The 12830-nt window shown below is 69.4% G+C and carries 15 protein-coding genes; 13 read left to right on the top strand and 2 right to left on the bottom strand.

Annotated elements, in window-relative coordinates:
- Positions 1 to 138: 138 nt before the first annotated feature.
- Positions 139 to 525 carry a M23 family metallopeptidase gene (locus tag RWQ91_RS13725; RefSeq protein WP_314507023.1) on the top strand — a complete coding sequence of 129 codons (387 nt, stop codon included), beginning with the start codon at positions 139 to 141 and terminating at the stop codon, positions 523 to 525.
- 68 nt (positions 526 to 593) lie between these two features.
- On the opposite strand, the gene ppa is transcribed toward RWQ91_RS13725, so the two are convergent.
- Positions 594 to 1127 carry an inorganic diphosphatase gene (gene ppa / locus RWQ91_RS13720; protein WP_314507020.1) on the bottom strand — a complete coding sequence of 178 codons (534 nt, stop codon included), beginning with the start codon at positions 1125 to 1127 and terminating at the stop codon, positions 594 to 596.
- Positions 1128 to 1307: 180 nt separating this feature from the next.
- Here ppa and tilS point away from each other — a divergent pair, with 180 nt between their 5' ends.
- The gene (gene tilS, locus RWQ91_RS13715; RefSeq protein ID WP_314507019.1) at positions 1308 to 2303 is read left to right on the top strand and encodes a tRNA lysidine(34) synthetase TilS; all 996 of its coding nucleotides are present in this window, start codon (positions 1308 to 1310) and stop codon (positions 2301 to 2303) included.
- A 7-nt stretch (positions 2304 to 2310) separates the two neighbouring features.
- On the opposite strand, the gene RWQ91_RS13710 is transcribed toward tilS, so the two are convergent.
- Complete coding sequence (locus RWQ91_RS13710) at positions 2311 to 2856, bottom strand: DUF937 domain-containing protein (protein WP_314507017.1); 546 nt, start codon at positions 2854 to 2856, stop codon at positions 2311 to 2313.
- Positions 2857 to 2910: 54 nt separating this feature from the next.
- On the opposite strand from RWQ91_RS13710, the gene hpt reads away from it, so the two are divergent.
- The 11 genes from hpt (at position 2911) to RWQ91_RS13655 (ending at position 12770) form a co-directional block, all read left to right on the top strand.
- Positions 2911 to 3462 (top strand): hypoxanthine phosphoribosyltransferase, encoded by a 552-nt coding sequence (gene hpt, locus RWQ91_RS13705; RefSeq protein WP_314507016.1) that lies wholly within the window; start codon positions 2911 to 2913, stop codon positions 3460 to 3462.
- A 209-nt stretch (positions 3463 to 3671) separates the two neighbouring features.
- Positions 3672 to 5678 carry an ATP-dependent zinc metalloprotease FtsH gene (gene ftsH, locus RWQ91_RS13700; protein WP_314507015.1) on the top strand — a complete coding sequence of 669 codons (2007 nt, stop codon included), beginning with the start codon at positions 3672 to 3674 and terminating at the stop codon, positions 5676 to 5678.
- 9 nt (positions 5679 to 5687) lie between these two features.
- The gene (gene folE, locus RWQ91_RS13695; RefSeq protein WP_314507012.1) at positions 5688 to 6278 is read left to right on the top strand and encodes a GTP cyclohydrolase I; all 591 of its coding nucleotides are present in this window, start codon (positions 5688 to 5690) and stop codon (positions 6276 to 6278) included.
- On the top strand, positions 6275 to 7123 hold the full coding sequence (gene folP / locus RWQ91_RS13690) for a dihydropteroate synthase (RefSeq protein WP_314507009.1): 849 nt from the start codon (positions 6275 to 6277) through the stop codon (positions 7121 to 7123). Before folE ends, folP begins: the two co-directional genes overlap by 4 nt.
- Positions 7096 to 7503, top strand: coding sequence for a dihydroneopterin aldolase (gene folB, locus RWQ91_RS13685; RefSeq protein WP_314507008.1), 408 nt, complete (start codon positions 7096 to 7098; stop codon positions 7501 to 7503). Before folP ends, folB begins: the two co-directional genes overlap by 28 nt.
- Complete coding sequence (folK, locus tag RWQ91_RS13680; RefSeq protein ID WP_314507005.1) at positions 7500 to 8033, top strand: 2-amino-4-hydroxy-6-hydroxymethyldihydropteridine diphosphokinase; 534 nt, start codon at positions 7500 to 7502, stop codon at positions 8031 to 8033. Before folB ends, folK begins: the two co-directional genes overlap by 4 nt.
- Positions 8030 to 8509, top strand: coding sequence for a DUF3180 domain-containing protein (locus RWQ91_RS13675; protein WP_314507002.1), 480 nt, complete (start codon positions 8030 to 8032; stop codon positions 8507 to 8509). The genes folK and RWQ91_RS13675 overlap by 4 nt, the downstream gene beginning before the upstream one ends.
- Positions 8469 to 9059 (top strand): PH domain-containing protein, encoded by a 591-nt coding sequence (locus tag RWQ91_RS13670; RefSeq protein WP_314507000.1) that lies wholly within the window; start codon positions 8469 to 8471, stop codon positions 9057 to 9059. Before RWQ91_RS13675 ends, RWQ91_RS13670 begins: the two co-directional genes overlap by 41 nt.
- Positions 9056 to 10801 carry a PH domain-containing protein gene (locus RWQ91_RS13665; protein ID WP_314506999.1) on the top strand — a complete coding sequence of 582 codons (1746 nt, stop codon included), beginning with the start codon at positions 9056 to 9058 and terminating at the stop codon, positions 10799 to 10801. The genes RWQ91_RS13670 and RWQ91_RS13665 overlap by 4 nt, the downstream gene beginning before the upstream one ends.
- Positions 10798 to 11511, top strand: a complete 714-nt coding sequence (locus tag RWQ91_RS13660; RefSeq protein WP_314506997.1) for a Rossmann-like and DUF2520 domain-containing protein — start codon at positions 10798 to 10800, stop codon at positions 11509 to 11511. The genes RWQ91_RS13665 and RWQ91_RS13660 overlap by 4 nt, the downstream gene beginning before the upstream one ends.
- 92 nt (positions 11512 to 11603) lie before the next feature.
- Positions 11604 to 12770 (top strand): hypothetical protein, encoded by a 1167-nt coding sequence (locus RWQ91_RS13655; protein ID WP_314506995.1) that lies wholly within the window; start codon positions 11604 to 11606, stop codon positions 12768 to 12770.
- The last annotated feature ends 60 nt before the right edge of the window (positions 12771 to 12830 follow it).

Genomic DNA, 12830 nt, shown 5'->3' with positions numbered 1-12830 from the left:
GCTCGTGAGCGCCTGGCAGGCCTCGGGGGAGCCGATCGTGGGGGGGGGCCACGCGGCGGTGGCGGCGGGGGCGGTGGCGGAGGTGGCTCGGGCGGCGCCGTCAGCGGCACCGGCTGGGCGCGTCCTGGATCAGGCGGCGTGACCTCCGGTTACGGCCCGCGCTACGTGCAGTGCGGCAACGGCTACTGCTCGAGCGGCTACCACGAGGGCACCGACCTCGGTCAGGCGTGCTGGTCGGGCATCTACGCGGCGCAGTCCGGAACCGTCGTCTACGCCGGGTACAACGGCGGGTACGGCAACTACATCAAGATCGACCACGGCGGCGGCATCGCCACCGGCTATGCGCACATCTCCTACGGCGGCTTCTATGTCGGCTACGGACAGTGGGTGAACGCGGGCCAGCTCATCGCGGCGACCGGCCAGACCGGCAACTCGTTCGGCTGCCACCTGCACTTCGAGGTCTACGTGTACGGCCGCACGGTCGACCCGCAGCCGTTCATGGCCGACCGGGGCGTCTGGCTCTAGCCTCAGTCGCCGACGCAGAAGGCGGACGACGCGCCGGGGCGCGGCATCCGCCTGTCACGCGGAACCGGTCAGACGGTCTTGGGCGCTTCGCCCTCACCCTGCGTCTTGGTCTGGCCCTCGTGATCGGCGAAGCGCACGATCGACTCGGCGAGCAGGCGATCGGCCTCGTCCTTGCCGCCCCACTGATCGACCTTGACCCACTTGTTGGGCTCCAGGTCCTTGTAGTGCTCGAAGAAGTGCTCGATCTCCTTGCGCGTGTACTCCGGGATGTCTTCGAGGTCCTGGATGTGGCTCCAGCGCGGGTCCTTCGTGAGCACCGCGACGAGCTTGTCGTCGCCGCCCGCTTCGTCCTTCATCTTCAGCACACCCACCGGGCGGACGTTGACCATCACACCCGGGAACAGCGTGACATCCAGGAGCACGAGCACGTCGAGCGGGTCGCCGTCCTCGCCCAGGGTGTTCTCGAAGAAGCCGTAATCCGCGGGGTAGCCCATCGGGGTGAACAGCACGCGGTCCAGGAACACGCGACCGGTTCCGTGGTCGACTTCGTACTTCACGCGGCTGCCGCGGGGGATCTCGATGACGGCGTCGTGTGAGGCCATGCGTGTGCTCCTTGGTGAGGGGGTGGATGCCGCGCACCAGCCTACTCGCGGCGTTTCGACCTGCCGAACTCAGGCTGGACGCCGGCGGCGGCCGCGGAATCCCGGCGTGTCGGGGCCGCCGCGCACAGTGAGCCTGAATTCGGCACGTGCGAGGCGCGGTGAGCCGGATACCGTGGGGTCGTGGAACACCGCCCCGGGCTCGATCCGGCTGTCGCCGAGGTGCGACGGGCCGTGCGTCAGGCGCTCGGAACGGTCCCTGCGGGCGGAACGGTCATCGTCGCGCTCTCCGGCGGCGCGGACTCGCTCGCGCTCGCGGCTGCCACGGCGTTCGAGGCCGGCAGGCTCGGCGTGCGCGCCGTCGCCGTGACGGTCGACCACGGTCTGCAGCCGGGCTCGGCGCGGGCGGCCGCCACCGCCGCCGACCAGGCGCGTGAACTCGGGCTCGAGACCCGGGTGGTCAGCGCGCAGGTCGGCGCGGACGGCGGGCCGGAGGCGGCTGCCCGCGACGCGCGATACGCAGCACTCGACACTGCGGCGAGCGGCCTCGGCGCGAGCGCGGTGCTCGTCGGGCACACCCTCGATGACCAGGCCGAAACGGTGCTGCTGGGGCTCGCTCGCGGCTCCGGCGCCGCGAGTCTGAAGGGCATGGCCGCCGTTTCAGAACTCGCCTCGGGTGTCGCACTGCTGCGGCCGCTGCTGGAGGTGCGACGCGCGACGACTCGGGCAGCCTGCGCGGCCGCCGGCCTGGATCCGTGGGAGGACCCGCACAACGTCGATCCGCGTTTTGCGCGGGTGCGCGCGCGGGTCACCGTGCTGCCGGTGCTCGAGGCCGAACTCGGACCCGGGGTGGCCGAAGCGCTCGCCCGCACCGCGGCGCAGCTGCGCGAGGACGCTGACGCGTTCGACGAGATGATCGACGAGACCATCGAAGACATCGTCGAGCACGCCGAGGCCGGCATCTCGGTGTCGGCGGCCGCACTCGCGGCCAATCCGGCGGCGCTTCGCCACCGGATCATCCGTCACGTCGTGGCGGCGGAGTTCGGCGCGAGCCTCACCCGATCGCAGACCCTCGAAGTCGCCCGGCTCGTGACGGAGTGGTCGGGTCAGGGACCGATCGACCTGCCCGGATGCCGCGCTCGACGCGTCGGTGGACGCGTCGAGTTCACGGCATCCTGAGCCGGATCTACTTCTTGCCGCCCAGCAGTCCGCCGAGCAGGCCACCGATGTCGATGCCGCCGGCGGACGCGCCGCCGGACGTCGAGCCGCCGCCGAGCAGGCCGCCGATGAGATCGCCGAGGCCGCCGCCGCTCTCCTGCTGCCCTGTGGGGACTTTGCCCTTGCGGCTGTTCGCGATCAGGCCCATGACGATGGGCGCGAGGATCGGCAGCAGCTTGCCGAAGTCGATCCCGGCGGTCTGCGGCTCGTCGGTCAGCTTCTGAGCGACGGCCCTCTCCTTGCCGCCGAAGACATGACCGAGGATCTTCTCGCCGTCGGCGGTGTCCAGAGCGTTCAGGTCGACCCGGCCGCCGGCCACCTCACCGCCGTGCTTTCCGAGCGCCTTCTCGAGCGCCGCCGCCCCGTCCGGAGTCTGCGCATTCCGCTGCAGGCCGGCGAGGATCGTGGCGCCGCCCTCCTGAACGGCACGGCGTGCTTCGGCCGGTGGCACACCGAGTTGCTTTGCGATGTCGTCGATCGGCAGTGTCTTGAGGATGTCGTCGATGCCGGCCACAGCCAACTCCTTCGTCGTCGTGGGCCTGGTCGCCCGCTGACCTAAACTCTCCCCATGCGCGCCGCCGATGTCCAGAGCGAGATAACGAAGGTCCTGGTGACCGAGGAGCAGATCCTCGGGAAGCTCGAGGAGATCGCGGCGCAGGTGGCCGAGGACTACGCGGGCAAGGACCTGCTGCTGGTGGGTGTTCTCAAGGGCGCGATCATGGTGATGGCGGACTTCTCGCGCGCACTGCCGATGCTCGTGCCCATCGACTGGATGGCCGTGTCGTCCTATGGAGCGGGCACGCAGTCCAGCGGCGTCGTGCAGATCCGCAAGGATCTGGACACCGATCTGCACGGCAAGGACGTCCTGATCGTCGAGGACATCATCGATTCCGGCTTGACGCTGAGCTGGCTGCTGAAGAACTTCGCCTCTCGCGGTGCGGCATCCGTCGAGGTGTTCGCGCTGCTGCGCAAGCCCGACGCCGCGAAGGTGCACGTCGAATGCCGTTACGTCGGCTTCGACATCCCGAGCGAATTCGTCGTCGGCTACGGCCTGGACTACGCCGAGAAGTACCGCAACCTGCGCGACGTCGCCGTTCTCGCGCCGCACGTGTACGCCTGACGGCGTACGCCGAGGGCGTGCCTCGATACGCTCGCTGACGCTCGCTACTCGACAACCGATTCGCCTCGGCGTACGCCTGACGGCGTACGCCTTCGGCGAATACGCAGTCAAGGCATAGAAAAGCCGGGATACCCTGAATCCACTGCTGCTGCGGCACCTTGATGCCGCCAGCGGATCGTCGACGAAAGGGAACGGGCGCCGCCCGCACCATGGACTTCAAGAAGATCACCCGCAATCCGCTCTTCTACGTGCTGCTGATCGGGATCTTCCTGATCGTCGGGTTCTCGCTCATCTCCAGTCTCGGCGGAGCGAAGCAGATCTCGACTCAGGAGGGTCTGAAGCTGCTCAGCGGCGGAACGGTCACCGAGGTGCTCAACACCGACGGCGACCAGCGCGTCGACATGAAGCTCTCCAAGCCCTACGACGGCGCCTCCGACGTGCAGTTCTACTACGTGACCGCCCGCGCGTCCGAAGTCGTCGATGCGATCAACACGGCCGACCCCGCCGACGGTTTCAACGACGCCGTGCCGCGCCCGAGCTGGTTCGACGGCTTCCTGTCACTCATGCTTCCGCTGCTCCTCCTCGGCGTGCTGTTCTGGTTCCTGCTCTCCAGCGCCCAGGGCGGTGGCAGCAAGGTCATGCAGTTCGGCAAGTCGCGAGCGAAGCTCGTCTCCAAGGAATCCCCGACGGTGACGTTCGACGACGTCGCGGGCGCCGACGAGGCCATCGAGGAGATGCAGGAGATCAAGGACTTCCTGAAGGACCCGTCGAAGTTCCAGGCCGTGGGTGCCCGCATCCCGAAGGGCGTGCTGCTGTACGGCCCTCCCGGAACCGGCAAGACCCTGCTCGCCCGCGCCGTCGCCGGCGAGGCCGGAGTGCCGTTCTACTCGATCTCAGGCTCGGACTTCGTCGAGATGTTCGTCGGTGTCGGCGCGAGCCGCGTGCGCGACCTATTCAACCAGGCCAAGGAATCCAGCCCTGCGATCATCTTCATCGACGAGATCGACGCCGTCGGCCGCCACCGCGGTGCCGGCATGGGCGGCGGTCACGACGAGCGCGAGCAGACGCTCAACCAGATGCTCGTCGAGATGGACGGATTCGACCCGAAGGTCAACGTGATCGTCATCGCGGCGACCAACCGTCCCGACATCCTCGACCCCGCGCTGCTGCGCCCCGGGCGGTTCGACCGTCAGATCGGCGTGGACGCCCCCGACCTCAAGGGCCGCAAGAAGATCCTCGAGGTGCACGGCCGCGGCAAGCCGCTCGCCGAGGGCGTCGACCTCGAGGTCGTCGCCCGCAAGACTCCGGGCTTCACCGGCGCGGACCTCGCCAACGTCCTGAACGAGGCGGCCCTCCTGACCGCTCGCTCGAACGCCCAGCTGATCGACAACCGTGCGCTCGATGAGGCCATCGACCGAGTGATCGCCGGCCCGCAGCGTCGCACCCGCGTGATGCGCGACAAGGAGAAGCTCATCACCGCGTACCACGAGGGCGGTCACGCGCTCGCGGCGGCGGCGATGAACAACACCGATCCGGTCACGAAGGTCACCATCCTTCCCCGCGGCAAGGCGCTCGGCTACACGATGGTGCTGCCGCTCGATGACAAGTACTCCGTCACCCGCAACGAGCTGCAGGATCAGCTCACCTACGCGATGGGCGGACGCGTCGCCGAGGAGATCGTCTTCCACGACCCGACGACCGGCGCCAGCAACGACATCGAGAAGGCGACCGGGATCGCCCGCAAGATGGTCACCGAGTACGGCATGACCAACGAAGTGGGGCCGGTCAAGCTCGGCCAGGCCAGCGGCGAGGTGTTCATGGGGCGCGACATGGGCCACGGCCGCGAGTTCAGCGAGAAGATCGCCGAGCGCATCGACAACCAGGTGCGGGCGCTCATCGAGCAGGCCCACAACGAGGCCTATCAGGTGATCAACGACAATCGCGACGTGCTGGACCGGCTCGCGCTCGAGCTGCTCGAGAAGGAGACGCTCGATCACATCGAGCTCGCCGAGATCTTCAAGGACGTCAAGCGCCTGCCGCCGCGCCCGCAGTGGCTCTCGAGCGACCAGCGGCCGGTCTCGTACCAGCCGCCGGTCGAGGTGCCGCGCCGCGTGCACCCTGAGGGCATCGCCGCGGCCGTCGAAGTCGAGCAGGGGGCGCCCGAGAAGGCTCCGAAGCGTCGTCCCACCGGTCAGGCGCGACCCGCGACCGCGTAGGCTCGGCCCGTGGCCGTCGATCGTGAGCGCATCGCCGCGCTCGTGCACGAACTGCTCGCGGCGATCGGGGAGGACCCCGATCGGCCTGGGCTGCGACTGACGCCCGGGCGCGTCGCCGACGCGTATGCCGAGTTCTTCTCCGGCGTGGGGGTGGATGCCGCTGCCCCGTTGGCGCACACGATCTCCGTGGCCCGCGGGCCGGCGCCCGAAACCCTGCCGTCGGGCGCGGTCATGTTGCGCGACATCGCCTTCCGATCCGTGTGCGAGCATCACCTGCTGCCCTTCCGCGGCCGCGCCCACATCGCCTACCTTCCGGGGGAGCAGGTGGTGGGGCTCGGAGCGCTGCCGAAGGTGGTCGAGATCCTCGCCTCGAGGCCGCAGGTCCAGGAGCGGCTGGGAGAGCAGATCGCCGATACCATCGCGGCATCCCTCGACGCGCGCGGCGTGCTCGTCGTCCTGGATGCCGCTCACGAATGCGTGACGATGCGCGGTGACCGGCAGCCCGAAGCCTCCACCGTGACGATCGCCGCACGGGGAGAACTGTCCGAACCGGCAGCACGGGCGGAGTTGATGACGCTCCTCGGAGCGTCCCGCGCATGACGACCCTCATCATGGGGATCGTCAACGTGACCCCGGACTCCTTCAGCGATGGGGGCAGGTTCCTCGACCCCGACATCGCGATCGCGCACGGGCTGTGGCTGCGATCAGAGGGCGCGAACCTGCTCGACGTCGGCGGCGAGTCCACGCGCCCCGGGGCGCAGCGCGTCGCGGCCGGCGTCGAGCAGGAGCGCGTGCTGCCGGTGGTGCGCGCTCTCGCGAAGGCGGGGGCGGTCGTGAGCATCGACACGATGAACGCCTCCACCGCGCTCGCCGCCGTGGAGGCGGGCGCCCGGATCGTGAACGACGTGTCGGGCGGTCTCGCCGATGCCGACATGCTCTCCGCCGTGGCGTCGACGAACGCCGATGTCGTCCTCGGCCATTGGCGGGGACCGTCGGCGGACATGTACGCGCGCGCGGAGTACGCGGATGTCGTGCAGGAGGTGCTCCGCGCGCTGACCGAGCGCGCGGAGGCGGCTGCGGCCGCCGGCATCCCGCCCTCGCGCGTCGTCGTCGATCCCGGCATCGGCTTCGGCAAGAAGGGCGCTCAGAACTGGGATGTGCTGCGGGCGCTGCCACGCATCGCCGGGCTCGGACACCGCGTGCTGGTCGGCGCGAGCCGCAAGCGCTTCCTGACCGAGGCTCTCGGCGGCGACGGAACCGCCGAGGACCCCACGGTGACCGAGGAACGCCGCGACCTCGCGACCGCAGTCACGAGTGTGCTCGCAGCGCGCTCCGGGGCCTGGGCGGTGCGCGTGCACGATGCGATCGCGACCAGGGACGCCCTGCGCGTCGCCGACCTCTGGGAGGGGGATGACCGATGGACTTCATCGACGAGATCGCTCTGAGGGGGTTGCGTGTCTTCGGCCGCCACGGCGTCTACGACCACGAGCGGCGCGACGGGCAGGACTTCGTCGTCGACGTGGTGCTCTACGTCAGCACGGCCGCCGCGGCGGAGAGCGATGACGTCGCCGATACCGTTCACTACGGCGAGGTGGCCGAGCAGGTCGCCGCGATCGTCGGCGGCGAGCCGGTGAACCTCATCGAGACGCTCGCCCAGCGCATCGCGGATGCCGTGCTGGCACGCGACGGAGTGAGGATGGTGGCTGTCACGGTGCACAAGCCGAATGCGCCCATCGATCGGGAGTTCTCGGACGTGTCCGTCACGATCCGCCGATCGAGGCCCGACGCCTGGCCGACGCCCCCGGAACAGGAGATTTCCGCATGAGCCGTCGCCTCGCCGAGGGATTCTCGTCAGAAACCACCCGGGAACCGCGACCGCCGGTCCGCGCCGTCGTCGCCCTCGGTGCCAACCTGGGGAACCGAGAGGCGACCCTGAATGCCGCGCTGGCCGATCTGCAGCGCCTGCCGCTGGTCGATGAGGTCCGCGCATCCGGCGCAGTCGAGTCCGTTGCGCTCACCCAGGAGGGTCCGGATGCCGAAGCCCCGGCGTACCTGAATGCGGTGGCGCTGGTCACGACACGACTGGCCCCGTCCGTGCTCCTGTCGTTCCTGCACGCGATCGAGGCGCGCCATGGCCGCGAGCGTCGTGAGCGCTGGGGCGACAGAACTCTGGATCTGGATCTGATCGCGTACGGCGACGTGGTCAGCAACGACGCCTTCCTCACGCTGCCCCACCCCCGCGCCGCCGAGCGGGACTTCGTGCTGGTGCCGTGGCTGGCGCTCGATCCGGATGCCGAGATCCCCGGTGCGGGGCGTGTCGATGACCTGCTGCGGCAGTTGCAGGCGCGGTCGTGAGGCGCACGGGTGCCGGCATCCTGATCGTCGCCGTCGCCATCGGCGTGGCGGCAGGGTTCCTGCTCGATCAAGCGCTGACGGCGGCGGGTCGGGCGACCTTCACGCCCTCGGTCACGCTGCCGATCTTCCTCGTGCTGCTGGGCGCCATCGTCGTCGCCCTCGCCCTCCCGATCCGCCGGGCCACCCGAGGCACCCTCGCCGCCCCGGTCAATCCGTTCTGGGCCCTGCGGATCGCGATGCTGGCGAAGGCCTCGAGCATCGTGGGGGCAGCCGTGGCCGGTCTCGCGGGGGGACTCGCGCTGTTCCTGCTGACCCGCCCCGTGTCGCCGTCGCTAGGCTCGTTGGGCGCCGTCATCGCCACCGCCGTGTGCGGGGCGGCGCTGGTGGCGGCGGGGTTGTATGCGGAGTACCTCTGCACGATCCGGAAGGACGATGATGACGAACAGCCCGGAGGAGACGCCGAGCTCGGTGCGTGAGCAGGCGCCCGCTGCCGGCGACGTGCTCGATCTCGACACGTACGACGCGATCCGGGAACCGCGCTCCGCCGCTCGGCTGCCGCTCGGCGACGGCACGTGGCACCAGCTGGCACGCCAGTACGTGTGGGTGCAGCTGATCTCCACGGGGGCGTTCGCGCTCGTCGTGCTCGCCGCCGTCCTGCTGCTGACGCTGCTGTGGGGCCAGTGGTGGGCATGGATTCCGGGGGGGATCTTCCTCGCGATCCTCGCGTGGACGATGATCATCACGCCCCGCCAGGCGCGTGCGTACGGCTATCAGCTGCGCGACGACGACCTCGTGTTCCGCCGCGGGATCCTCTGGCAGCGGGTCGTGGCCGTGCCCTACGGTCGCATGCAGCTCATCGACATCACCCACGGACCGCTCGATCGCGGGTTCGGAATCGCGCAGCTCAAACTCGTCACGGCCGCCGCGTCCACCGGAGTTGTCATCCCCGGCCTGAAGCAGCAGGCAGCCGAGCAGCTGCGCGACACACTCGTCGACGTCGCCGAATCGCGCCGGACGGGCCTGTGAACGCACTTCCCTCCCCGCACGAGCAGCCGGGGGCCGCTGCGCCCCAGCCGGCGCGCGCCGCTCCCGAGCTGACCGACGGAGAGTGGCATCGGCTGCATCCGCTGACGCCGCTCTTGCGCGGGGGGCTGTTCCTGGTCGTCATCGCAGGTGTGATCATCACGAATCTTCGCGATCGCCTGGTGTTCCTCTTCCTCCCCTGGCTGGATGAGGACATCGATGTCGACTCGGAGGACTTCACCCGCGGCGACCCGATCGATTTCATCATCGCGAACAACCTCTACCTCATGGCCGGGCTCGTGGTGCTCGGCATCCTGCTCGCCCTGATCGGGCTGTTCTACCTGTCGTGGCGCTTCCACACGTTCCGCATCACCGGAGACGATGTGGAGGTGCGCAGCGGGGTGCTGTTCCGCACGCACCGCCGCGCGCCCCTGGACCGCGTGCAGGGCGTGAACCTGACGCGCCCGATGTTCGCGCGCCTCGTCGGCATGGCCAAGCTTGAAGTGGTCGGCGCGGGGCTGGATTCCAACGTCAAGCTCGAATACCTGTCGACCTCGAACGCGGAGGCCGTGCGCGCGGACATCCTGCGCCTGGCCTCGGGAAGCCGCGCGGCGGCCACACGACGGGATGCCGGTGCCGGGGCTGTCTCGCGCCGATCGGCGGCGGCATCCGCGGTCAGTGCCGGCATCTCGGGGCTCATCGCCGGAGCGGAGGAGCCGGTCGACGAGCCGGAATCCGTCGTGCACATCCCGGTCGGACGCCTGATCGCCTCGCGCCTGCTGAGCACATCGACCCTCTGGCTGCTGGCCCTCGTCGTGGCGATCGTGGTCGGCTCGATCGCGGGGACACCGTGGGTGCTGTTCACGCTGATCCCGGCGCTCATCGGCTTCGCGGCGTACTGGCTGCGCACCATCACCCGATCGCTGCGGTACTCGATCGCGCCGACCCCCAGCGGGATCCGCATCACGTTCGGGCTGTTCACCACGATCACCGAGATCCTGCCGCCGGGCCGCGTCCATGCCGTCGAGATCGACCAGTCGCTGCTCTGGCGGCCGTTCGGCTGGTGGGGCATCACCGTCAATCGACTGTCGGGTCGCGGGCTCGCCGACGGAAGCACCGATCAGTTCGCCACGGTTCTGCCCGTGGGCACCCGGGCCGATGTCGAGCGGGTGCTTCGACTCCTCCTGCCCGACCTGCCTGAGAGCGAGTGGCCGCTCGTCTTCGACCACGGGCTGCTCGGACCGCAAGCCGACGACCCGTTCGTCAACACGCCGCGCCGCGCGCGGCTGCTGCGGCTGCTGTCCTGGAAGCGGAACGGCTTCCGCCTGCTGCCCGACGTGATCCTGTTGCGCCGCGGCGTCATCTGGCGCACCCTGTCGGTGTTCCCACTCGCCCGCATGCAGAGCATCGGCATCGATCAGGGCCCGCTGGACCGCGCGCTGCGCGTGGCGGGGCTGCGGGTGCACACGATCCAGGGGCGTGTTTCGGGACGCCTGGCCGCGATCGATCGGGATGCCGCGCTCAGCCTGTTCGATGGTGCGGAGGCGTCGGCCATCCGAGCCGCGGTGCGCGATCACAGTCACCGCTGGGCCGACGGCGATGTCGTGAGCGAGGGGGACGAGGTGGGATCCGGCGATCAGGTGCCGCCGATCGGCCCCACCTCCGCGGGGGACGGCCCCGTCGAGGAGACCCCGATCGTCTACGCCGCGCCCGCGCCGGTCCACCCGCGAACGGAGCCGTCGTGAAACGCGACGGTCGCCTCGGCGTCGGCATCATCGGGGCCGGTCGCGTGGGTCCGGTCATCGGTGCGGCGCTCGGAGGCGCCGGCCACGCGATCGTGGGCATCACGAGCGGATCCGACGACGAACGCGCGGAGGCGATTCTGCCGGGAGTGCCCGTGCTCGACGCGCTGGAGGTCGTCCGTCGCAGTGAGCTCGTCGTGATCGCCGTGCCGCACGAAGAGCTCGCCGGACTCGTCGCGGGACTCGCCGAACTGGGCGCCTGGCAGCCGGGACAACTGGTCCTTCACACCGACGCCGCCCACGGCACCGGCGTCCTGGCGCCCGCCGCCGCGCGGGGAGCCATCCCGCTCGCGGTGCACCCCGCGCTGGCCTTCACCGGCAGCTCCATGGATCTGCGCCAGCTCTCCCACGCGTACGCTGCCGTCACGGCACCCGCTCCGGTGCTGCCGATCGCGCAGGCGCTCGCGGTCGAGATGGGGTGCGAGCCCGTGGTCGTCGACGAGGAGTCCCGTCCCGCCTATGCCGAGGCGCTGGCCACCGCGACGGAGTTCTCGCGTTCGATCGTGCGCCAGTCGACCGAGCTCCTCGCCCAGGCCGGCATCCCCTTCCCGGGCCGCTACCTGTCGGCGCTCGTGCACTCGACGGTCGATCAGGCCCTCTCCGAGGCGGGCTCCGCCGGGACGGGAGGACGGGGTGAAGGCCTCGAAATCTGACAAGCCGAGGGTATCTTTGGGGAATGCTTCCAGCACCGTCGCGCTCGAGAAGTGTGGAGCGGGAGCGGATACCGCCCTGGCTGATCGCGGCAATGGTGGCGTTGATCGTCGTCGCGTCCCTATCAAGGCTGTGGAGGCTTGGCCTGCAGCCGTACTGGGTAGATGAGACCTGGTCGCTGGGTGCCGCATCGCTCGCTTTGCCGGACAGCCTGCATACGATCAAAACAGAGATTCACCCGCCGACATTTCAGCTCCTCCTCTGGGGCTGGATCAGGATCGGCGGCGTCGAACCCGAGTGGACCCGACTGCTAGGGGCAGTGTGTGGGGTGGCCGGAGTGTGGCTCGCATATTGGCTGCTTCGCGCGTCGCCCTTCCCGCTCGGCTTGCGCTTGATATGGGTGGCGTCGGTGGCCGTCTCCGGTTTCGCGATCGTCTACTCGCAGGATGTGCGCTCCTATAGCCTCGCTTGGCTCGTGGCCGTCGCGTTGACTGCCATGACATTGCGATTGTGCATCGATGTGCATCCCCCGGCACGCGTGGTGATGGTCTCCTGGGTCATGTGGGGCGCGATCGGGTCTGGGATCCACCTCTTCAACGCGCTCCTCGTCCTCTGCGCAGCGATAGCGATAGGGCTTCGTTGGCGGAGTCGAATGGGGCTCTTGTCCGCACTTGCATCGCTCGCCCTGCTGCCGCAGATACTCTGGCTGCTGCTCGCCAAACTGATTGCCCCAGGCTTTGCGGGGGGGTCCTCGTGGATTCCCGCTCCCGTCCTGGCAGACTTGGTTGAGGGCGCGACCACTCTCTTCGCAGCGGATGGCCTGCACCATACTGCACGGGGTTTCGTGTGGGGGTCACCCGCTGCGCTCCTGATCTTGGCGGTCTTGACCCTGGCGCTCATTTCAAGCACCCTCCTCCGACGCAGAAGAGGCACTCTCGCCTCGCCGACGGCAGACGATTCACTCGCGTGGCTCGCCGCACGCGTCCTTGGGACAATGCTGGGGGTTGCGCTGTTGCTCGCGTTCGTCGGTGCGCAGGTCATCCATGTATGGACAGCGCGAAACCTGATTGTCCTGCAACCGGCGGCTGCCTGGTCCGTCGCTGCCGTCCTCTTTGCGTACGCCAACCGGTTGCGCTGGGGGAATATGCTGGTTGCCCTCGCGGTCGGGCTCCTCACACTCAACCTCATCAGCATCCTCTTGAACATGTCCGCCGAGTACAAGCCCGCGTCTACGCTCACGGCTCACTTGGAGGACGGCTGAGCCAGAGCTCGACGGGCATCGCCGTCGTGTCCCGACTCTGGGTACCGTACGCCGGGCTGT

Source organism: uncultured Microbacterium sp., assembly GCF_963524805.1.
Classification (GTDB): Bacteria; Actinomycetota; Actinomycetes; order Actinomycetales; family Microbacteriaceae; genus Microbacterium.
This window is presented reverse-complemented; position numbering and strand designations above follow the sequence as displayed.